The 20,484-nt window shown below is 55.3% G+C and carries 21 protein-coding genes; 5 read left to right on the forward strand and 16 right to left on the reverse strand.

What is annotated here, in order from left to right:
- Positions 1-299 precede the first annotated feature (299 nt).
- The 6 genes from WKI47_RS03735 to WKI47_RS03760 all read right to left on the reverse strand — a co-directional run bounded on the left by WKI47_RS03735 (position 300) and on the right by WKI47_RS03760 (position 4,696).
- Positions 300-905 carry a restriction endonuclease gene (locus tag WKI47_RS03735; protein WP_340225850.1) on the reverse strand — a complete coding sequence of 202 codons (606 nt, stop codon included), beginning with the start codon at positions 903-905 and terminating at the stop codon, positions 300-302.
- A complete protein-coding gene (locus WKI47_RS03740; protein WP_340225851.1) occupies positions 902-1,567 on the reverse strand; it encodes a TetR family transcriptional regulator in 666 nt (221 codons plus the stop codon). The genes WKI47_RS03735 and WKI47_RS03740 overlap by 4 nt, the downstream gene beginning before the upstream one ends.
- A 109-nt stretch (positions 1,568-1,676) precedes the next feature.
- A complete protein-coding gene (locus WKI47_RS03745) occupies positions 1,677-2,834 on the reverse strand; it encodes a YhgE/Pip domain-containing protein (protein ID WP_340225852.1) in 1,158 nt (385 codons plus the stop codon).
- 259 nt (positions 2,835-3,093) lie between these two features.
- On the reverse strand, positions 3,094-3,435 hold the full coding sequence (locus tag WKI47_RS03750; RefSeq protein ID WP_340225853.1) for a cupin domain-containing protein: 342 nt from the start codon (positions 3,433-3,435) through the stop codon (positions 3,094-3,096).
- 60 nt (positions 3,436-3,495) lie between these two features.
- On the reverse strand, positions 3,496-3,756 hold the full coding sequence (locus WKI47_RS03755) for a hypothetical protein (protein ID WP_340225854.1): 261 nt from the start codon (positions 3,754-3,756) through the stop codon (positions 3,496-3,498).
- Positions 3,757-3,808: 52 nt separating this feature from the next.
- Positions 3,809-4,696 (reverse strand): S-layer homology domain-containing protein, encoded by an 888-nt coding sequence (locus WKI47_RS03760; RefSeq protein ID WP_340225855.1) that lies wholly within the window; start codon positions 4,694-4,696, stop codon positions 3,809-3,811.
- A gap of 275 nt (positions 4,697-4,971) precedes the next feature.
- Between WKI47_RS03760 and ytxJ the strand changes: the two genes are divergently transcribed.
- A complete protein-coding gene (ytxJ, locus tag WKI47_RS03765) occupies positions 4,972-5,331 on the forward strand; it encodes a bacillithiol system redox-active protein YtxJ (RefSeq protein ID WP_340225856.1) in 360 nt (119 codons plus the stop codon).
- Between the two features lie 25 nt (positions 5,332-5,356).
- The gene (locus WKI47_RS03770) at positions 5,357-5,860 is read left to right on the forward strand and encodes an MGMT family protein (RefSeq protein WP_340225857.1); all 504 of its coding nucleotides are present in this window, start codon (positions 5,357-5,359) and stop codon (positions 5,858-5,860) included.
- Between the two features lie 109 nt (positions 5,861-5,969).
- Here the strand turns inward: WKI47_RS03770 and WKI47_RS03775 are convergent, their stop codons facing one another.
- The 4 genes from WKI47_RS03775 to WKI47_RS03790 form a co-directional block, all read right to left on the reverse strand.
- Complete coding sequence (locus WKI47_RS03775; RefSeq protein WP_340225858.1) at positions 5,970-6,503, reverse strand: hypothetical protein; 534 nt, start codon at positions 6,501-6,503, stop codon at positions 5,970-5,972.
- Positions 6,504-6,538: 35 nt separating this feature from the next.
- Positions 6,539-7,582 carry an arsenic resistance protein gene (locus WKI47_RS03780; protein ID WP_340225859.1) on the reverse strand — a complete coding sequence of 348 codons (1,044 nt, stop codon included), beginning with the start codon at positions 7,580-7,582 and terminating at the stop codon, positions 6,539-6,541.
- 63 nt (positions 7,583-7,645) lie between these two features.
- Entirely contained in the window at positions 7,646-8,665 is a 1,020-nt protein-coding gene (locus tag WKI47_RS03785) for a hypothetical protein (protein WP_340225860.1), read from the reverse strand.
- A gap of 82 nt (positions 8,666-8,747) precedes the next feature.
- Positions 8,748-8,939: a hypothetical protein gene (locus WKI47_RS03790; protein ID WP_340225861.1), complete on the reverse strand. Its 192-nt coding sequence runs from the start codon at positions 8,937-8,939 to the stop codon at positions 8,748-8,750.
- Positions 8,940-9,105: 166 nt separating this feature from the next.
- Here WKI47_RS03790 and WKI47_RS03795 point away from each other — a divergent pair, with 166 nt between their 5' ends.
- A complete protein-coding gene (locus tag WKI47_RS03795; RefSeq protein WP_340225862.1) occupies positions 9,106-9,858 on the forward strand; it encodes a DeoR/GlpR family DNA-binding transcription regulator in 753 nt (250 codons plus the stop codon).
- Between the two features lie 180 nt (positions 9,859-10,038).
- Here the strand turns inward: WKI47_RS03795 and iolD are convergent, their stop codons facing one another.
- The 4 genes from iolD to iolA form a co-directional block, all read right to left on the reverse strand.
- Positions 10,039-11,952: a 3D-(3,5/4)-trihydroxycyclohexane-1,2-dione acylhydrolase (decyclizing) gene (iolD, locus tag WKI47_RS03800; protein ID WP_340225863.1), complete on the reverse strand. Its 1,914-nt coding sequence runs from the start codon at positions 11,950-11,952 to the stop codon at positions 10,039-10,041.
- An 88-nt stretch (positions 11,953-12,040) separates the two neighbouring features.
- Complete coding sequence (iolC, locus tag WKI47_RS03805) at positions 12,041-13,027, reverse strand: 5-dehydro-2-deoxygluconokinase (protein WP_340225864.1); 987 nt, start codon at positions 13,025-13,027, stop codon at positions 12,041-12,043.
- Between the two features lie 32 nt (positions 13,028-13,059).
- A complete protein-coding gene (iolB, locus tag WKI47_RS03810; RefSeq protein WP_340225865.1) occupies positions 13,060-13,875 on the reverse strand; it encodes a 5-deoxy-glucuronate isomerase in 816 nt (271 codons plus the stop codon).
- A 52-nt stretch (positions 13,876-13,927) separates the two neighbouring features.
- Entirely contained in the window at positions 13,928-15,403 is a 1,476-nt protein-coding gene (iolA, locus tag WKI47_RS03815; RefSeq protein WP_340225870.1) for a methylmalonate-semialdehyde dehydrogenase, read from the reverse strand.
- 202 nt (positions 15,404-15,605) lie between these two features.
- Here iolA and WKI47_RS03820 point away from each other — a divergent pair, with 202 nt between their 5' ends.
- Complete coding sequence (locus tag WKI47_RS03820) at positions 15,606-16,355, forward strand: DeoR/GlpR family DNA-binding transcription regulator (protein WP_340225866.1); 750 nt, start codon at positions 15,606-15,608, stop codon at positions 16,353-16,355.
- Between the two features lie 248 nt (positions 16,356-16,603).
- Here the strand turns inward: WKI47_RS03820 and WKI47_RS03825 are convergent, their stop codons facing one another.
- On the reverse strand, positions 16,604-17,635 hold the full coding sequence (locus tag WKI47_RS03825) for a Gfo/Idh/MocA family oxidoreductase (protein ID WP_340225867.1): 1,032 nt from the start codon (positions 17,633-17,635) through the stop codon (positions 16,604-16,606).
- A 43-nt stretch (positions 17,636-17,678) separates the two neighbouring features.
- Positions 17,679-18,578 carry a myo-inosose-2 dehydratase gene (iolE, locus tag WKI47_RS03830; protein WP_340225868.1) on the reverse strand — a complete coding sequence of 300 codons (900 nt, stop codon included), beginning with the start codon at positions 18,576-18,578 and terminating at the stop codon, positions 17,679-17,681.
- 286 nt (positions 18,579-18,864) lie between these two features.
- On the opposite strand from iolE, the gene WKI47_RS03835 reads away from it, so the two are divergent.
- The coding region (locus tag WKI47_RS03835) for a S8 family peptidase (protein ID WP_340225869.1) at positions 18,865-20,484 on the forward strand (1,620 nt) is incomplete at its 3' end.

Genomic DNA, 20,484 nt, shown 5'->3' on the forward strand with positions numbered 1-20,484 from the left:
AAGGACAAATCTACTCTTTTGGGAATCGTAACGGATCGTATTGCCGTTAAGTGCTCGGTTTTCCGGTTTTTCTACGAAAAGCAAAGCGAATTCTATTCTAAGCGTCTCTTGGTTCCGTTAGACTTTTCAGATGCCCAAAAATGATCTCTAAGTGTCGGCTCGTTCCGTTAGAGCGTAGTTGGGGCTGCTTGGCCGAAGGAGTGCTCGCGCAACGGACAGGTGCTCTCGCTGACAGCATCCTTTTCGACGCAAAAACCCCCGATTTCCGCCAATAAGCGAAGTCGAGGGTTTTGTATGATCTACGTTTGCAATTGCTGAGGAGGGTCTTCCGGTTCGCGTTCGATGGTTTCCATCGCGGCTTCGATCTGTTTGCTTTTAAAATAATCGATGATCTGTTCCAGATCCTCACGGTCCAGCAGGACGACGCCGTTGTAGGCGGCGAGTTTGCGGCACGCGGCGGTGTAGCGGCCGGAGGTCAGCACGATCGCGCGACCCGCGCCGTACGCGCGCATGGAACCGTACACTTCCTGCACGGCGGACAAGCCTACCGGATTGCTGGGCGAGTAACGCTTGGCTTGAAGCACGGTGCGCTCGCCGTAACGGTCGGCGAACACGAGGTCGGCGCCGAAGTCGCCGCTCGTGCTCGTTTTATGCACATCCTCATAGCCAAGCTCCGTGAACAAGCGGTGCAGATACCGTTCGAAATCCGAGCCGTCGAGCATATTGTCGATGTCTTTGATCGTGATCCGGCGCGGATCGAGCTGCCTGCGAATACGGCGTCTGCGCCGCGCGGCCAAGCGCCATACCGCCAAAATCAGCAGCAGCGCCGCGCCGGCGATCAGCAGGAACGGCCACCATTCGCCGACCAAACGCTGAATTCCGGACCCTTTTTCCAACGCGTTCATGAGCCGTTCTCCGATTCTTCGTTCGCCATTCGCGCCCATTGGGGAATAATCGGTTCACCAGCAAAACGCGCCTCGCCCCGGTAGCCGATTCCGCCGAGCACGAAAGCCAGCACGTCCGACACCTGATTGTCCGGATCCGGGAACTTTTCGACCATGATCGGAACCAGGCCGCTGCGGTTGTCTCCGAACAGCACGCTGCCCAGAAGCTGCACCATAGCCATATCGAGCGAGCGGAAATGGAACTCTCCCGATTTGCGTCCTTCGTCGAGAAATTCGCGAATCAGCTTCCAAGCGGGCATGATACGTTTTTGCACGAGTGCCGTACGCGGCGTCTGACGGACCATCTCCTGGTGGATGATGCGCGAGATGCCGGAATCGGAACCGCGAAACAGCACGATCTCCCGCACCAGCGTACATACGCCTTCGACCGGATCGAGATTGCGTTCGCCCAGAATCCGGCTTGCTTCGACGATCGGAATAAAAGTATCCAGCACCGCTTCGAATACGTGCTCTTTGCCGCCGTAATAATACGACACCAAAGACAGGTTCGCATCCGCTTCCGCGCAGATTTCCCGTACCGTCGTCGATTCGAATCCTTTTTCCGCCATCAGTTTTTTAGCCGCTTTCACGATTCTCGTCTTCACGTGTTCTTCCTTGCCCATGCCCGCTTCCTCTCCCCGCTAAAAAAGAACCGCCGCTTTCGCGGCGGCTCTCTAGTGCCTTGTCAACACTGTCCGTCCTTTTGCGTACGCTTATGCTTGTATCATACCATTATGCTTCCGCAGCCGCCACAGTCGGAGGAACGGGAGCTTTATCGCGGCGAAGCGCCGTGGACCCGACGATCAGCACGAGCGACACCGCGATAATGACTAGCAGCGCCGCCACGTCGCCCGAAGTGCCGGTACCGCCGAACAGCACGTTCATCAGACCTTCGACCGCGTACGTGGCCGGGAAAATATGACCGATAGCCTGGTAAAAGTCTGGTAGCAGTTCGCGCGGCATCATCGCGCCGGACGAGACCAATTGCACCGACAGCACCAGGATATTGAACAGCATGCCCGCCATATCGAACACGAACAGGAACATCTGCGCCACGAACATGAACGTCAGCAGGAACAATGCCTGGAAGCCCCACAGCGCCAGGAACCCATGAGCCATCTGTCCGCCGAAAGCCGCCACGAGCGACGTACCGACCAGCGACACGACCACCGAGGAAGCCGCCGTTACGATCAGACGTACCGCCATGCGCTGCCAGCGTCCGAAACGGGCGCCGAGCGCTTTGGACGAGATTTGGAAGTTTTGACCCATGATCATCGCGCCAACGTACGAAGCCAATACCATCATCATCGGTACCATCTGGTTGTTCATGCCTTGCACGACGTTGACCGACTCGATATTGGACACGACGCGCTCGGACATCACGGCCGCCGCCGTTTGCGCCGCTTCCTGCGGAAGCTTGGCCTGGCTCGACAAAATGCCGGTCATACCGTTGGTCACGGCTTGTTTGTTCACCGTAGACGTGATGTTGTCCGCGATCGACGTCATCATGTTTTTGATCGTGACCGGATTCGACTCGTTAATGAAATAGTTGATCGAAGCCGGATCTTGCGATTGCGCTTTGGACGCGAAATCCGACGGAATCTGCACGATCATCTGCACCTGACGCTCTTGCAGCATGTTTTGCGCTTCCGCGAGGCTCATGCCCGTTTTCACGCCGACCGGCAGATTTTGCTGCAAGTTTTCCACGATCGTCGCGCCCATCGCTTCATCTTCGTTCACGATCGCCACATTGAGTTGGTCGATCCGGTCGTTGATGCCTTGATACCCCGTCATCCAGACCACGGTAAAAATCAATTGAAACAAAACAGCCGTGATGATCCCCACTTTTGTCGTCGGCAGTTTGAGAAATGCTTTGAAAATTTGACCCATTCGAATATTCTCCTTTTCTCGGTCAGGCTGATTGCCGCCGATTAAACTGTCGTTTAAAACAAACGTTTTAAACTTTGCTTCCGAATTATATATGAAAAAAGAGACAGAGGTCAACAATTATTTTCAATTTTAAATAAGCGGGCCAGAACGGCTCCGTTACCACGTTTATGCAAACAAAAAAAGCCCGGAGAGCCGCAGCTCACCAAGCTTGTTGAAAATGATTTGATCGAAAATTCCCCGTTTTCATTCGATCGTCTTTTTACAACCGCATATTCAACTGTTCGCTTTCGGCGACGATCACCGTCATGCCGGATTCGCTGCCGGAAGCGTGCGATTCGTTTTTTTCCCAAAAAGCCGCTTGCCCCGCCCGGATCGCCACCCGCTCGCCGTCCGCGCCGCTGACCCAGCCTTCCCCGGACACGACCATGAACAACTGCTGCGATACGGCGTCATGCCGGCCCACCGTTCCGTTTTTTCCGATATACATACAGACCAAAGGCGTGTCGCCCGAAGCTCCGAGCAAACCGGTCACGGTCAGATTTTCGCTGCCGAACCGGTCGATCGTTTTGCCTTGCTTTTCGTCAAAATCGTAAATGCGCAATAAGTTTCCTCCTCAGCTCGATACGCCGCTTCGATACGTATGGCTTGTTGCTTCTTCGCGTCAAACGTCTTCCAAAATCAGCCGGACATTCCCGCGCCCGACGGACGTCGAACCGAAATCGTCGCATTCTTCCGCGTGCTTGCCGTATGTCACGCGCAGTCCCCACTCCGCCAACCGGCTTTCCGCCCATTCGCGGGATTCCGCGCCGACGATCGAAAAGCTTCGCGCGGGAGCGATCAAGCGGATCGTGTCGCCCGGTTTCCATTTCGGGAGCAGCGGTTCTTTTCGGTTGGCTTCGTTCAATATTGGGTTCGAGTTCATGGTTTTTTCTCCTTTTCAGAGACCGATAATCCTCGTCCAGTCGACGCTTTCCTTACTGCGCTTTGACCGTAATATCGTAGATAACCGGCACGTATGCCGTGGCGCTGGCCGGATACGTCGTGCCCGAAGACGTCGCGGGCGGGTCGGTCGGCACATACGTGATGACCGCTTCCGTATCCGATACGAACTGCACGCTCTGAATTTTCAACCCGTATCCCGCGCCCGGCAGATTGGTGCGGGTCAGCGTGACTTTGTTGAAATTCGGATCGACGTTTTCGACTTTGTACGTGACCGTCGCCGCGCCGGAAGACGCATAGCTTTTGTTGACCATACGCTCGGCGTAAAAGATCATTTCCGCCGCTTCCATCCGCGTGATCGCCGTCGTCGGCCGGAAATTTTTGCTTTTGTCGAGCGAAGCGATCTTGGTCATCAGCAGATACTCGACCGCGACGCGGTTTTTCGCGGCGATCTGCTTGGCGTCGGCGATCGAGGTGTATTTGCTCACTTTGGCGTAGTTGCCTTTTTGCAGCAGACCCAGATACAGCAGTTTGGCGAACTGTTGGCGGGTCGGATTGCCGTTGGCGTCCCAGGTGCCGTCGATCACGACGCCGCGTTCCAACGCCGTTTTGAGCGCGTCGGCGTACCACGCGCTTCTTGGCACTGCGGCAAACCAGCCCGGCGCGTCGGATTTCTTTTTGGCCGAGTCCAGACTGATCGCGTCCACGATCAACTGCACGGCTTGCGCGTTCGTCAGTTTGGCGTTCGGAGCGAATTTGTCGGCGCTGACACCCTGAATCAAGCCTTTATCCTGCAAAGACTGCACGATCGCGGCCTGATTGGCATCCGAAATATCGGAAAACGCGTACGTCGGCGTTCCGCCCGAAATCAGGCTTGCCGCGACGACTGCCGTCAGGATAAATGCCCGTATTCGATGTCCCATGATGATTCCTCCTCGGCATAGTTTCGTTCACGGCTTGCCGAGCTTATCCCCCGTATGCGGCAAGCCGATTCGCTGTCTGTCGTTATCATACCATCCCCCAACGCCGCGTTTGACGCTCACATCCATTTTTCGATAAAAAAATACGGCGCATGACGCAAATTCGCGAGATTCGCTTCTTTATGCCGTAGCCCCAAAAACGGGTATAATGAAAAAAGCCGACTAACGCGTCCATACCGGACCCCATGTCGCACCGACACCGAGAGGAGTTCACCGCGATGAAACCCAATTATTTCGAAATAGAGTCGATCGAGCAATGGCAAACGCTGCTGGATCAATCCGGCGAACGCGCTCTGCTGCTGCTCAAACACAGCACGGCCTGCCCGATCAGCGGCGCCGCGTTCAAAGAATTCAACGTCTACACCCGCAAACCGAAACGTCCGATCGTCTGCGCGCTGGTCAAAGTGATCGAATGTCGTCCCGTCTCCAACGAGATCGAAAGCAAGCTGGGCATCAAACACGAATCGCCGCAAATTTTGCTGATCCAAAACGGTCAAACACTGTGGCACGCTTCGCATTGGGATATCACGTTCGAACGGATCGAGCAGCAAGTGAACGAAAATATCGCCAAAAGTTGAACGAGAAAGGAAAGGAACAAAGCGCATGAACGAACAAGAACGGCTTCGCGCGGAATTCGATGCCGAGTTTCTGAACGATATGCAGGCCGCCGCAGCCCAAAACGAAAAACGCAGCAAAAAAACTAAAACGGCGGCGGTACGGCCAAGCGACAAATCGCATAACGCAGCAAATGACGACTCGGAAAAAGATGCCGAAAGCGATCTGGCCGATCTGGCGCCGTTCACCCGGGCCGTCGTCGAGACGATTCGCACGATTCCCGCAGGCCGGATCATGAGCTACGGGCAAGTCGCCGCCGCAGCCGGAAGTCCGCGCGGCGCGCGGCAAGTCGTCCGTATCCTGCACTCGATGAGCCGCAAATACGGACTGCCTTGGCACCGGGTCGTCAATATTCGCGGCGAGATCGCTTTGGACGAACACGGCGGCGGCGGGGAGCAGCAGGAAAAGCTCGAAGCCGAAGGCGTCGAGTTCGGTCTCAGCGGCCGGATCGACCTGAATCGTTACCGGCATGAAGCCGATAGCCAAATGTAGTTACGCAACGCAAAATGAGTCGTGCAACGCAAAAAGCCGCTGCTTGCAAACCGCGATGCCGATCAGGCGACGCAGGATGCAAGCAGCGGCTTTTTGGGTCCGACGCGATTCAGCCCGGAGGAAGTTGGATCGGCCGATACGCCTGTATCCGATCCGCGATCTCTTCCGGTTCCAGATCGTCCCAGAAGATCAGATCGGACAGACCAGGCATCGACACGTTGGCGGTCAGCACGTCCAGATAAAAGTCTTGAAGAAACGCGAACCGGTCTCCGTCCGACAGTTTCGCTTGACCTGAATCGGGCAGCGGTAGCGAATCGCGCGACACGGCTTCCGAATATTCCGGGTCCTGAATACGGCGCACCAACTCTACCCATTCTTCGCGCTTCACGTTGCCGACGCGGACAGGAGCCGGCTGCGAAAGCCGCAGCGCCAGCTCCGTAATCGACCCGGATTCGCGGTAATCGCGAAAAAGCCAGACACTCTCGTTTCGGCCGCACGTTTGATTCAGCAGACGCACTTTATCTGCCGCCGCTGCTTCGTCCCCCTTTTCAAGCAATCGTTCAATCTCTCCGATCGCTTGCTCGATGTCCCGCAGTTTCGCCGAAGATACGGGCCGAGGCGTCCATTCCGATCGCCAATTCATGGCTAATTCCTCCTTGCAAAGCAGTTATACTCGTCTCACCCTCGCCATAACCGTTTCGGCACGACGCGCACGTACACCAACTCGCCGATCAGCTCGATCATCGTTTGCGCCACGATCACGGCCGCCGCCGTACCCGCCGCTTCGCCCGGCAACACAAGCGCTAGCGGCAGCACGACGAGCGAATTGCGGGTGAACGAACTGAAGATCAGCGCGCGGCCGCGGCCGACGTCCAGACGCAGCAGCCGACCGACCGTTCGCGCGATCAGCGGCATCACGATCATAAACAGCATATAGATCGGCAGCACGTTCAGCACCGGAAGCGGATCGTCCGCGATCCGGCCGATCTGGGAAGCCGTAACCGCTACGAGCACCAACGCCATAAAAGGAACCGGAAGCCAGGCGGCCGCCTCCAGCACGCGGGTACCGACGGAGTCGGGAGCCGATCGCGCAGGTTCTGTCGATTCGGCAGGCCCGACGGTCGAAGGCGCGTCTGCGCCGTTCGCGGAAGCTTCTCCCCGCTTGGCCCACAATTGCGTCAGGATCGCCGCTGCCAACGGCAGCGCGATCAGCAGCAGGAACGCTTCGATAAAAGGGCCGATCTGCATCAACCCAGCCGCTGCGTCGCCCGCGAACAAGCGCAAATACAGCGGCAGCAGCGCCATCTGCGCGACGAACAAGACGGGCGTCGCCGCCGTCATCGCTTTCGCGTCGCCTTTTCCCAGCGCCGTGAACACGATCACGTAATCGATGCACGGCGTCAGCAGCACCAGACAGACCCCGATCGCGACCGCTTCCGGCTGCGGAAACAGACGGAGCAGTCCGCCGACCGCAACCGGAACGAGCACGAAATTCGTCAGCAGCAGCGCAACCATAAATCTGCCGTCTGCCAACGCTTCACGCAATTTCAAAAACGGAATCAGCGTGAACATCCCGTAGAGCAGCACCGCCAGCAGCGGGGAAATCCAAGCTTCGACGATGTGGCCGAACGGCTCGCTGAGCAGTCCGGCCGTCAAGCCCACGAGCAGCGCGACCCCGTACACGAAGACTTGATTGCGTTCAAGCCATTCCCTTTTGTCCATAGGTATCCTTTCTTCCGGTTTCATACGAACATGAACTGCATATCGAGCAGCGTGATCCACGCATTAAAAAAAGCCGGTCGTTCTGAACGTGATGCTTTTCGCCTGATTCAGCTTTTTTAATACGGCCGGTTTCTGTTCGATAAGATGATTGACCAGATTCAGATAGTCAAGCTTCCGCAAATTCGCCAGCTCGTCCGGAAGTTCCGTCAAGCCGCTGTATGTAATGTCGAGCGTTCGAAGCTGCGTCAATTCACCGATCTCCGGCGGTAAAACAGTGAGCTTCAATTCTTCTTTCGCAGGGGCTTGCCAATCCGGCTCGCCGTGCGGGTCCGGATGGCATCCGTTATAGATCGTCAGGTCGGTCAAAGCTTGCGCACGACCGATCGCGGCCGGAATGCCGTGCAAATTGCCGGTCCAGATCTTCACTTTCTCCAAGTGCGGCAGATCGAACAACGTGTCCGGCAATTCGGCGATATGCGCGTCGAACAAGTCGATCATGCGCAAGCTTGGGATTTCGTGCAAACGAGGCAACACCTGTGCGCTGCCCGATCCCGTGAACGCAAACCGGTCCGACTCGTGATATTTCGCCAGCTCGAACAGTTTTTCCGCCGACAACGGCGCCTGACGATCCACCAGCATCACGCCTCGCAGCGGTTCTTTTAACGCTTCCGTTTCTTCCGGCGTCACCCGCAGCTCGCGATAACCTTCGTGCGTCACCGTCCAGAGCCAGTCTTCGCCGTCTTCGGTTTGAAAACAAAGGTCTTCCGGCATCTTTTCTCCCAGCCAGCCCAGCAGATTGTCCGTGTATGTTTTGACGATCTTCGCGGCTTCCGGGCAGCAGGCCCAGACGTACACGGGCTGATCGTAAGGAAACGGACTGTACGCATTGACCTCGACCCATTTTTCCCGCACCAGATAAGGCTTCAACTCTTCCACGATCCGCAGCGGAAAAGCCGGCGGGATATCATACTCGTCTCCTCCAGGCGGCCGGGTATCTATCAACGAAAACGTCTCGCAATGTTCCATCGCGTAGTCGATCAACCGATCATAAGCTTCCCCCGAAGGATTATTGTAAATGTTCATTCAAAATACCCCCGACTATGCGGTCCGCTGTAGGCTCCGCTATCGCGCGCCGTGTTCACGGACTTCAATTTCAGTAACTTTTTTAATATAGCCGGATTCTCATTTTCCAGCAAATTGCAAGCAAAGGCCATTCGGGAAGCGGCGGCTCGTCCGGCTCCGGGAATTTTCGGATACGCGGGCCTTTTAATGAAAACGTAGCGGTGCGGGTTACCCTATCGTCGATGAGTTTACGGTAAGCTTCGCCGGACGGATCGTTGTAAATCAACATATGCAAGCCGATTCCCCCTTTTTTAAAGAACACTTGAAATCGACCTTTCGTTTCTTTTTACACTTGCTCAATACTTCTCTATTTTTCTTTTGCTCCGCACGATTTACCTATACAATAAGAAACAAAGAAGTTGATCAACACCTCACAAATTCCCTGCTTAGGAGAACCATAAATGATTAAATCCCAACGTATCAATCAATTGAAAGAATATGTGTTCGAACATGAGTCCGTGTCGCTGGAAGAACTGGTCCGGCATTTCGACGTTTCCATGAATACCATCCGCCGCGACGTGAAGGATCTGGTCGATTCCGGCGTGTTTCGCAAAGTATACGGCGGCGTGTCGGTCAATCATTCCACGCTGGTCGTATTCGATGAACGCAAAGACCGCAATCTGACCAAAAAGCAGGAAATCGGTCGCCTTGCGGCGCAGTATGTCGAAAACGGAGACGTGATCTTTATCGACTCCGGCACGACGACGATCGAGATGCTTCCTTTTATCAGCCAAAAGCAAATCACGGTCGTGACCAACAATTTCGACTTTATCCATCAGGCCAAGCCGTACCCGGGACTGAGCATCTTCTCCACAGGGGGCATGTTCGAGCGCAAAACGGATTCGTTCGTCGGCTTTCAAAGCATCGAACTGCTGAAAAAATACAATATCAACAAAGCGTTCGTCGCGTCCACCGGCGTCTCGCTGACCAATGGCGTGACCAATTCCTCGCCGCTGGAAACGGATATCAAAAGCACCGTCGTACAAAAAAGCCTGAATGTGTTTCTTTTGATCGACGACAGCAAATTCGACAAATACGCGCTGACGACTTACTGCTCGCTCAGCGATATCGACGTGCTGGTCACGAATAGCACGCCGAACGAAGACTATGTGAAGTATGCCAAGGAACATAACGTGAAGATCGCGACGCCTTGACGACGTTTTTTCTGATCAAGCCGCACAAAGCAATATCACGGTTTTGTTCGCTGAGCATAATAAAAAGCGTTCGTATTCTTCTCGTCAAAAAAAGAATACGGACGCTTTTTCGGCATGTCCAACGCCAGAGCAGCGAACCTTCCGCTACGATCGTCGCTTCACCTTTTCAATTCAACCGCTTCAATACTGCTTGGCCGTCTTCAGCATCTCCGCCCTGCGTTTGTACGCCGACTGTACCTCTTCGCTCTCCGATACTTCCGCGACGCCCACGTTCCACCAATTGTCATAGCCTTCGCTCATCGTTTTCGGCAAAACTTTCATTTCGATCAGGGTCGAGACGGTTTGTTTTTTCGCGTCTTCGATCGCCGCTCGGACTTCTTCAACCGTGTTGGCCCGATAGACTTTTGCTCCGTAACCTTCCGCGATCTTCGCATAGTCGATATTCATTACGTTGCCCTCATAGTTGCGGAATTCGCAGTGGAAGCTGCCGCCGCCGTTGCCCATCTGAAGATTGTTGATACAGCCGAAGCCGGAATTGTCGAATAGCATGATATTGATCTTGTTGCCGGTCTGAAGCGCCGTCACCAGCTCCGAATGCAGCATCAGGAAGCTGCCGTCGCCGACCATCGCGTACACTTCGCGGTCCGGCTTGGCGAGACGGATGCCCAGCGCGCCCGCGATCTCGTAGCCCATGCAAGAATAGCCATACTCCAAATGATACGTATTCGGCGCTTCCACATTCCACAATCGCTGAAGATCGCCGGGAAGCGAGCCTGCCGAGCAGACGACCACGCTTTCTTTGTCTACCGCTTCGTTGATCGCGATCAGCGCCGCCGTCTGCGCGAATTCTGTCCCGAGCGCGTCCGCGTATTCGTTCAGAATCTCTTGGGAAAAGTGTCCTTTGATCTCCGGGTCGAACCCCTGCCGCTCGAACCGCACCCCGCCCAAACGATCGCGCTCGGCATCCCATGCGGATTTCAGCTCGGAAATACGCGTACCGAATTCACTTTGATAGCCGTCCAGACGTTCGTGCAGCGCGGCGATCGCGACTTTCGCGTCGGCCACGACCGGTACGCCTTCCAGCTTATATCCCTGCATCCGGCTGACGTTGATATTCAAAAACCGTGTCTGTTCGAAATCAAACGCTGTTTTCGAAGACGTCGTAAAATCCGTGTATCGCGTGCCGACGCCGATCACCAGATCCGCTTCGCGCGCGATCGCATTCGCAGCCGACGTCCCAAGCACGCCCGTTCCGCCCAGATGGTTGGCAAACGTGTACTCGACCGTCGACTTCCCCGCATGCGTCTCGACCAACGGAATATGGTGCGCCCGCGAAAAAGCGATCAACTCTTCACGCGCGCCGGAATACTTCGCCCCTCCTCCGACCAGCAGCAGCGGCTTTTTGCTTGCTCGAATTAGCTCCTCGGCCGCATCCAGCTCCCGGACGCTCGGCTGAAGGCGATCCATGTAATGCACCCGTTTTCGGAAAAAGCCTTCGTCATAATCGAACGCTTCCCCTTCGGTATCCTGACAGATGCAGATCGTCGCCGGACCGCTGCGGGCCGGATCGGTCAGCACTTCGAACGCTCGCAGCAAACTGCTCATCAACTGCTCGGGACGGGTGATCCGATCCCAATACCGGGACACCGGCTTTAGCGCATCATTCGTAGTCACAGCAAAGCTGTATTCCTGCTCGAACTGCTGAAGCACCGGATCGGGCTGGCGCGAAGCGAACGTATCCGCAGGCAGCAGCAGTACCGGAAGATTGTTCGCCAGCGCCGTCGCCGCCGCCGTCACCAGATTGGCCGAGCCCGGACCGGACGAAGCCGTTACCGCGTAAATGCTGCGGCGTAGCTTTTCTTTCGCATACGCGATCGCGGAGTGCGCCATGCCCTGCTCGTTTTTGCCCTGAAACACTTTCAAATGCCCCGGGTCCTGCTCCAAAGCCTGTCCGATCCCGAGCACGTTACCGTGTCCGAACACCGTGAAGATCCCTTCGACGAACGGCGTTTCCACCCCGTCGACGGAGATGTATTGTTGGTTCAAAAACTTAATCAGCGCCTGCGCTGTAGTCAATGTGATTGTATGGCCCATATAGACATCCACCTTTTATGAAATTGATACATCGGTGCGCCGTCTCCGGGAACATACTCGCCTACCGAGGACGCGCGGCTTGAACGTGTTAAGAATGAAGCACGGGCTGGTCGGCAATCAATGCCTCGATCTCGTTCACACCCGGCATCGCATCCGACGAACTGTGCCGGCTCACGACGATCGACGCCGAAGCGCTGCCGTACTTGAGCGCCGTTTCCAAGTCTTTGCCTTGCACGAGTGCGTACAGGAAAGCCGAAGCATAGGAGTCGCCCGCGCCGAACGTTTTGAGCACTTTCGTTTTGTAGGCTTGAGCGCGGTACGTCCCGCCTTCGCGCGTATACGCGTAAGAACCTTCCACGCCGTGCTTGATAACCACGATGCGCGGAGTATGTTTGAAAAACTCTTCCGTCGTCCGTTCATTGGAGCCGCCGACCGCGTTTTCCATGATATCGTATTCGTCTCGCGTGCCGATTACGATATCCGCCTGCTCGGCGACGAGTCTGTAATAGACCGCTGTCTCCTCCGCAGATTTCCACGTATACGGACGGTAATCCAGTTCGAACACGATCTCCACGCCGTTCTTTTTCGCCAAGTGTACGGATTTGAGCACCGCTTCGCGCGAAGGGCTTTGCGCCAATGCCGTACCGGATACGACCAGCAGATCGGCACGCCGGATGTAGTCTTCGGTTACCTCGTCAGGTCGCAGATACAGATCGGCTACATCGTCGCGGTACATCAGGATGCTGCATTCGTCGGGACTTTTGATTTCGGTAAAAGCAAGCCCCGTTTTATGCCCTTCTTGATCCACGACCATACCGGAGACGTCGATCCCCGCTTTTTCCATATAACTACGGATAAAACGTCCATGCTGATCGTCCGCGATCTTGCCGATAAAGCCTGTTTTCAATCCGAGTTTGGCCGAACCGATCGCGATATTGGCCGGGGAACCGCCGACGTATTTGGTAAACGTCATCGTTTCTTCCATCGGCCGATTATACTCCGTCGCATTCAGGTCGATACACGCTCGGCCGATTGCGATCAGATCGAACTTTTTGCTGCTTGCGCGGTTGCTCATGGGTTCGCAGCCTCCTTCGGCTTATTTGCGGGTCAACGTAGCAAAATCCATTCATGATCCGGATCGTTATGGAACTTCCAGATTCGCTGCGGACCGGCCATGACATTCAAATAATAGGACGAATATCCGTCAGGCACGCCTACCGGATGATAACCGACAGGCACGATCACGACGTCGCCATGCTCCACGGCCATCGTTTCGTCCAGGCTGCGGTCGTCCGTGTACACCCGTTGGAACGCAAAACCCTGCTGCGGATCGAGTTCATGATAATACGTCTCTTCCAGTAACGATTCCTGCGGCAGATCATCCCGGTCGTGCTTGTGCGGCGGGTAACTGGAGAAGTTGCCGCCCTCCGTATACACTTCGACGACAAGCAGACTGCTGGCGGACGGATCGGAATCCGGTAAAATGTTGTGTACGGTGCGTTTGTTTTGATACTTGCCGCGCTGCTCGGTTCCGACGTCTTGCGCTTTGATCAGCTTGGTCGGCAGCGGGCGGGTCGAAGGCGAGTAGCACAGCGCGACTTTGGCGTTCGACACCCCTGCAACTTTGAAGGATTGACCGCCGGAAACGAACACGCTGTCCGTGGGCTTACGATCAAACACGCTTTCCCGGGTCCCGATATTCGTAAAAACATGCTCGCCCTGCGTCACGTCGATCCGTCCGGTCAACGCCACGATGCAGCATTCGTCGCTGTCCAGCGTTTCTTCGTAGACCGCGCCCGGCGCAAGCTCGATTAACCGAAATCCGACATAGTGCAAGCCCGAATCTTTTCTCATGACTTCTTGTAAAAGGGTTACGCTTCCGCGACTTTCGTTCAGCGGTTTGCGCTGTAAATGACTGACCACGCCCACTCCTCCTTTTGCATCGAAAAACGTTCCGTCGACTGTACGCGCTATGTTATTCGAAAGTCGGTTCCGTATACCGCGCCGTCACGACCTTTTTGCGGGTATAGAAGTCAACGCTGTCTTTGCCGTTGGCGTGCAGCGTGCCGTAGAACGACGATTTCCAGCCGGAGAACGGGAAAAACGCCATCGGAGCGGGAACGCCGAGATTGATTCCGAGCATGCCGGCATCGATATTTTCGCGGAAATAACGGATCGCATGGGCATTGCCCGTGAACAAGCACGCGCCGTTGGCGAATTCCGACTTATTGGCGATCTCGACCGCTTCTTTCAGGTTTTTAACGCGGATCACGGACAGCACGGGCGCGAAAATCTCGTCTTTCCAGATCGTCATCTTCGGCGTTACGCCTTCGAAGATCGTCGGACCGATAAAGTAGCCGTCGCCTTGCATCCGTTCGCGTCCGTCCGTTAACAAGGTCGCGCCTTCTTCGATGCCTTTTTCGATATAAGACAGCGTCCGTTGCTTGTTCTCTTCGCGAATAACCGGCCCCAGGAACACGCCGTCGTCGAGTCCGTTGCCCATCTTGACGCCGAGCGTTTTTTCTTTCAGCCGGGCGATGAATTCGTCTGCGATGCTTTCTTCCACGGTCAGCACCGCGCACGCCATGCAACGTTCCCCCGCCGAGCCGAAAGCCGCGGACACCACGTTCGTGATCGTATCGTCGATATTCGCGTCGCTTAGCACGATCGTATGGTTTTTCGCCCCGGTGAGCGCCTGTACGCGTTTGAGGTGTTCGCTGCCTTTTTTGAACACGTATTCGCCGACTGGCTTGGAACCGACGAACGATACGGCTTTGACCTCCGGATGCTCCAAAATGCCGTTCACCACGTCATGCGCGCCGTACACGATATTGAACACGCCATCCGGCAGCCCCGCTTCCGTAAACAGCTCCGCAAGGCGTTCGGTCAGCAGCGGCGTGCGTTCGGACGGCTTGAGGATAAACGCGTTGCCGAGCGAGATCGCCATCGGAAACATCCAGCACGGCACCATCATCGGAAAGTTGAAAGGAGCGATGCCGCCGACCACGCCGAGCGGATAACGGTAATTCGCCGCTTCCACGTCCGTCGCGATGGTCGCGAGCGAATCGCCCATCATCAGGGAAGGCGTCCCGGCCGCAAACTCGACATTCTCGATGCCGCGCTGCACTTCGCCGATCGCTTCGCTCAAGCTTTTGCCGTTCTCGATCGTGATCAGCCGGGCCAGTTCGTCTTTGTGCGTGCTCAGAAGCTGCTGGTAATTGAAGAGAATACGAGCGCGGCGCGGAACGGCAACCTTTTTCCACTTTTCGAAAGCCGCTTGGGCCACTTCCGCCGCATGCTCCAGGTCTTCTCTCGTCGAAAGCGGTACTTGGCAAATCAATTCTTTCGTGGCCGGATTGTAAACGTTCTCATATTGCGCCGTTCGGCTTTCTATCCATTGGCCGCCGACGTAGTTCTTCAATTTTCTTGCGGTAGTCGGGATCGCGCTCATCATTGGGCTCCTCTCGCAGTCGCTCCTGGCTTATGCACCAAAACCGCTGTTACATTTGGTTATATTTTGATTATGTTTTCATGATATACAACCCTTTTCTCGACGTCAAGTCTAGATAAAACCGATCAATATATAATTAACTGTTGATTAACTTGAGCAACAACTCTATAATTCTGCGTATCAACCACACAGGAGAATGCCCATGAAGACGAGACGACTCCGGGATATCGAAACGTATATTCATAGCCGCAAAAATGTCACGTTGGACGAACTTTGTCTAACCTTCGACGTATCCAAAAATACGATTCGCCGCGATATCAATCAGATCCTGCAAAAAGGCTCGATCGAAAAAGTGTACGGAGGCGTCGTGTCTGCGGAAAAATTGATTTCGTTCGAAAACCGTAACGTCGAGCGTCGGGACGAAAAGACCGAAATCGGACGTTTGGCCGCCGAATATGTCGAGGAGAACGATCTGATCTTTATCGACTCCGGGACAACTACCTGCAATATCATGAACTTTTTGGAACCGGATCGGCATCTCACCATCTTGACCAACAGTCTCGATGTCATCAACAGCGCAGCTTCCATGCCGAATGTTCATTTGCTTGTCGTCGGCAGCACGTATAAACGCAGCACGCGCTCTTTTGTAGGCGTCGACGATATGCGGGCTTTGGAAAAGTATAACGTCAACAAAGCGTTCATGTCCGCAACAGGAGTGAGCTTGGCGCATGGACTGACCAACTCGGATCTACTGGAATACGAGATCAAAAAGTCGATCGCCAAACGAACCGAAAAGCTGATTTTGCTGGCGGATTCCGATAAGTTCGGGCGATCGACGCTGCTGACGTATGCGGATTTTGCGGATCTGGACGTATTGGTGACTTCGAGCGACCTGCCTGCGGATTACGCGGAATCGTGCCGTGCCAACGGGATCGCGCTGCGGCAGGTGTAACGCGTACGGCTCGGATTCTATGTCCTTTAAAAGCCTAAATCAACCCTCTGCGCAACTTTAACGGATCGGATGTCCGTTAGCCGCCGATTTCACCGCCTTTTCGCCTGACCGCTTCTAAGCGCGCAACAAGAACCTCATTCCCGAATAAAGGAATAAGGTTCTTTGACGTTGTATCGCTTACGCAATCCCGATAAGCCCGTTTCAGTCCATCGGCCCAGTATCGCCATGATCGGCTGGAAGCCAACGCCTCACACCTGACCTACTGCCTGTCCCGCGTACAACGCAGGCTTCTCGTCCAACGCAATCTCTTCGCGCTGCCCGCTCTCCTGCGCTTTCACGCAAGCATCCGCCGTTACCGCCGCGATATATCCGTCCCAAGCGGTCGGCCCTTGCAGCTCGCCGCGTCCGACCGAATCGATAAAGTCCTGAATCTCGCGATCGTACGCTTCAATAAACCGGTCTTTCCAATCCATTAGAATACGCGTGCCGAACATCGCTTCTTTGCGCAGCGAGATCGACGACGGTTCGGGCAGCTTCACGATTCCGTCTTCGCCGATCACTTCGCACTGGATATCGTAGCCGTAGCGGCAATTGACGAAAATTTCCGCCGTGATCAGCACGCCGCCGTTCGTTTCCAGCAGGACGACCTGCGGATCGCGCATATGGCTTAGGGCGTGACGCGTTTTTCTCGGATAGGAGACCTGGACCGATCGGTAATCGTCGTCGAGCAGCCAATGCAGCACGTCGATCTCATGGATCAGCGTGTCGGTAATCGCCATATCGCTCGTATAGTTCGGGCCGGATTCCGGGTTGCGGTGCGCGCAGCGGATCATCAGCGGCTCGCCGATCATCTGCTCGTCGATGGCTTGCTTGAGCTGCACGTATCCGCTGTCGTAACGGCGCATAAAGCCGACCTGCACCAGCCTTTTGCCATGCTTGATCTCCGCGTCCGTGATCCGGCGGCAACCTTCGGCTGTCGTCGCCAGCGGCTTTTCGCAAAACACGTATTTGCCCGCTTCGATCGCCGCCAGCACGCTTTGTTCATGGGCAGGTCCCCAGCTCGTGACCAGCACGGCGTCGATGTCGGCTTGAGCCAGCAAAGATTTGTCGTCCGGATAGACCGCCGCATCCAATGCGTATTGTTCCACGACCGCTTTTGCCGCCGCTTCGTTCACATCGGTCACCGCCGTGATCCGTCCCCCGGACAGATTGGATGTAATCCGCCGAATATGGTCTTTTCCGATTGCGCCTGTTCCGATAACCCCGATTTTCAATGTCATCTTCCGTTCCTCCCGATATGGATCGATATGAGTTTGTTCCGAATCAGACCTGCAAACGATTCAACAGTTGCCCGTCTATGTAACGCCGCGCGATCAAGGCATACTCAAGCGGGTGCGCCACATCGGGGTCCTGCTCGGCTTCGATCACGATCCAGCCCTGGTAGCCTTGTTGAAGCAACAGATCGTAAACTTCCCGAAAATCAATACAGCCGTCGCCCGGCACCGTGAACATCCCGTTCAAAAAAGACTGCATAAACGATTTTCCGTTCTCGCGGCAATCATCCAGTACCACCCGTCGCGCATCTTTAAAATGCACATGGCCGACTCGGCCGATATGCTTGCGCAGCAGCGTCATGTAATCGCCGTCGGATACGAAAATATGTCCCGTATCATATAACAAAGCCACCTGCGCCGGATCAGTGCCGTCCATCAGCCGATCGACCTCTTCCGTTGTCTGGACGCCCGTGCCCATATGATGATGATAAACAAGACGCAGCCCGTATTCTTTCGCGACGGCCCCCAGTTCATTCAGTCCGGCACATAGCTGCTCCCATTCGGCGTCGTCAAAGTTCGGCTTTTCCGCAAATACATTCTGCTCCGTTCCTTGAATGCTTCCTGTCTGCTCGGATACGACGATGACATCGGCTTTTACTTCCCGCAAATATCGACACTGCTTGCGAAAAGGCTCTATGACAAGTTCGATCCCGTCACGAATGATGTAACTGCTGAACCACTGTCCGGCAATCCGTAGATTGCGCAGCGCAAGCTCTTTGTTCAATACTTGAGCATCCGGGAAAAAACCGCCGACCTCCGTTCCTTCAAACCCCGCGACGACGATATCACTTAGCAGATGAGAGAGTGTATTGCCTGCTCCAATCTCCGGCATATCGTCGTTTCGCCAACCGATCGGTGCTATCCCCCAGCGAATAGGTTGCTCGTTCATAATCCGTTCTCCTTTGCGATAGAAGGTAGATTTATGTTCTTTCTATGATATATTGATTAACTTTTGATTAGGTTTGATTATAGATTACGGTTAAAAGCGCTTTCAGTCAACTTCTTTCTATGACTATTCGGATAAACTCCCCAGTTGTGTCTATCGTTTTCCAATTACCTTTCCCAAAACTTTTTTGCGTAAAACTGACTTGGACTATAAGTTTGTCGATTATTGCCGCCGATACATAAAAAGAACTTAAATTTTAGGCATTTCAGATTAGGGAGGACCTTCATCCATGAATAAAAAACATCTATCGATCGCCCTTTCTTCCCTGCTCGCTCTGCCTTTGCTGGCTCCAATAGGATCAGTTCCGAAAGCGGTAGCTGAAGAAGCGGATCAGGACGTCGTCATCGTATATAAAAACGCCGACGGAAAAGAAGCCGCCATCGAGCAGAGCGAAGAAATTCAGCACGAATTCAAAAACGTTCCGGCCGTGGCCGCTACCGTGAGCGCGGAAGATTTGCGCGATCTGGTGGACAACCCGGATATCGATTACATCGAGCGCAACGTCACGTTCCAATTGACCGATCTCGAAACGGCAAGCACGACGCCGGCGGCCAATCTCAATGAAGCGAGCAACTGGAATTATAAAAAAACGGCCCCCGACACGATGTGGAAGCAAGGCTTCACCGGCAAAGGCGTCAAAGTGGCCGTCGTCGATTCCGGCATCTCGGCCCATCCCGAACTGAATATCGCGGGCGGCATCTCCACGGTCGGCAGCGAAAACAGCACCAACTATGCCGACGATAACGGCCACGGCACGCACGTCGCCGGCATCATCGCCGCCGACAGCGGCAACGGCAGAGTCGCGGGCGTAGCTCCGGGCGTCTCGCTGTACGCGGTCAAATCGCTGGGCGCCAACGGCAAAGGCACGCTGGTCGACGTGCTGGAAGGCCTCGACTGGGCGATCCAAAACAAAATGGACATCATCAACTTGTCGCTCGGCGGCGACTCGGATGCCCAATCGCTCCATGATATGGTCGACAAAGCGTACAACCAGGGTATCCTTGTCGTCGCTTCCGCCGGCAACAGCGGCACGGCTTCGAATACCGATCAGGACACGGTCGGCTATCCGGCCAAATATTCCAGCGTCATCTCCGTAGCGGCGGTCGACCAGAGTCTCAACCGCTCCGAGTTTTCTTCGACCGGTCCGAAGGTCGACGTAGCCGCGCCGGGAAGCGAAATCTTTTCCACGTATCCGGCAGGCCTGAACGGCAGCACGGGCTACGCCACAATGAGCGGCACGTCGCAAGCGGCTCCGCATGTCGCGGGCGAGCTGGCTTTGCTCAAAGAAAAGAACCCTTCCGCTTCGGCGGCCAACCTGCGCGGACTGCTGAACAGCTACGCCGTCGATCTCGGCGCTCCGGGTCGGGATAACCTGTACGGCAACGGCTTTATCACGTTCAGCGACCGCAAAGACTCCACTGCTCCGGCGGAAGTGTCCGACGCCAAAGTGGCGGCGGCGACTACCGACAGCCTGACGCTGAACTGGACGTCGCCGTCTGACAGCGACTTCAAAGAAGTCCGCGTGTACAGCGGCACCGACACGACGTTCACGACAGTGACGCAAAGTACGTATCAAGCTCTTAATCTCTCGCCGGATACGGCTTACGCTTTCCGTTTGACGACCGTCGATACGGCCGACAACGAATCGCAAGGCGTGAAGGTCTCCGGCCGCACGGCGGCTCCGGCTGCTTCGAATACGCCTGACCCGAGCGAATCGCCGTCTTCCGGCGGAACGCCGGTCAGCACGTCGCCGGTACAAAGCGAGCCGGTGCAATCCACTCCCGCTCCTTCGATTCCGGTCGTGACGACTCCGGCTCCTTCGGGCGGAAGCGCGCAAATTCCGTCCGGA

The organism is Saccharibacillus sacchari (assembly GCF_037722395.1).
GTDB classification, from domain to species: domain Bacteria; phylum Bacillota; class Bacilli; order Paenibacillales; family Paenibacillaceae; genus Saccharibacillus; species Saccharibacillus sacchari_A.

Bases quoted from the DNA above. Each gene is read 5' to 3' on its own strand.
- WKI47_RS03770 (WP_340225857.1), top strand. From the start codon at position 5,357: ATGAACGAACAAGAACGGCTTCGCGCGGAATTCGATGCCGAGTTTCTG.
- WKI47_RS03740 (WP_340225851.1), bottom strand. From the start codon at position 1,567: ATGGGCAAGGAAGAACACGTGAAGACGAGAATCGTGAAAGCGGCTAAA.
- WKI47_RS03745 (WP_340225852.1), bottom strand. From the start codon at position 2,834: ATGGGTCAAATTTTCAAAGCATTTCTCAAACTGCCGACGACAAAAGTG.
- WKI47_RS03775 (WP_340225858.1), bottom strand. From the start codon at position 6,503: ATGAATTGGCGATCGGAATGGACGCCTCGGCCCGTATCTTCGGCGAAA.
- iolC (WP_340225864.1), bottom strand. From the start codon at position 13,027: ATGAGCAACCGCGCAAGCAGCAAAAAGTTCGATCTGATCGCAATCGGC.
- WKI47_RS03785 (WP_340225860.1), bottom strand. From the start codon at position 8,665: ATGAACATTTACAATAATCCTTCGGGGGAAGCTTATGATCGGTTGATC.
- WKI47_RS03820 (WP_340225866.1), top strand. From the start codon at position 15,606: ATGAAGACGAGACGACTCCGGGATATCGAAACGTATATTCATAGCCGC.
- iolD (WP_340225863.1), bottom strand. From the start codon at position 11,952: ATGGGCCATACAATCACATTGACTACAGCGCAGGCGCTGATTAAGTTT.
- iolA (WP_340225870.1), bottom strand. From the start codon at position 15,403: ATGAGCGCGATCCCGACTACCGCAAGAAAATTGAAGAACTACGTCGGC.
- WKI47_RS03825 (WP_340225867.1), bottom strand. From the start codon at position 17,635: ATGACATTGAAAATCGGGGTTATCGGAACAGGCGCAATCGGAAAAGAC.
- WKI47_RS03735 (WP_340225850.1), bottom strand. From the start codon at position 905: ATGAACGCGTTGGAAAAAGGGTCCGGAATTCAGCGTTTGGTCGGCGAA.
- WKI47_RS03755 (WP_340225854.1), bottom strand. From the start codon at position 3,756: ATGAACTCGAACCCAATATTGAACGAAGCCAACCGAAAAGAACCGCTG.
- WKI47_RS03780 (WP_340225859.1), bottom strand. From the start codon at position 7,582: ATGGACAAAAGGGAATGGCTTGAACGCAATCAAGTCTTCGTGTACGGG.
- iolE (WP_340225868.1), bottom strand. From the start codon at position 18,578: ATGAACGAGCAACCTATTCGCTGGGGGATAGCACCGATCGGTTGGCGA.
- WKI47_RS03795 (WP_340225862.1), top strand. From the start codon at position 9,106: ATGATTAAATCCCAACGTATCAATCAATTGAAAGAATATGTGTTCGAA.
- ytxJ (WP_340225856.1), top strand. From the start codon at position 4,972: ATGAAACCCAATTATTTCGAAATAGAGTCGATCGAGCAATGGCAAACG.
- WKI47_RS03760 (WP_340225855.1), bottom strand. From the start codon at position 4,696: ATGGGACATCGAATACGGGCATTTATCCTGACGGCAGTCGTCGCGGCA.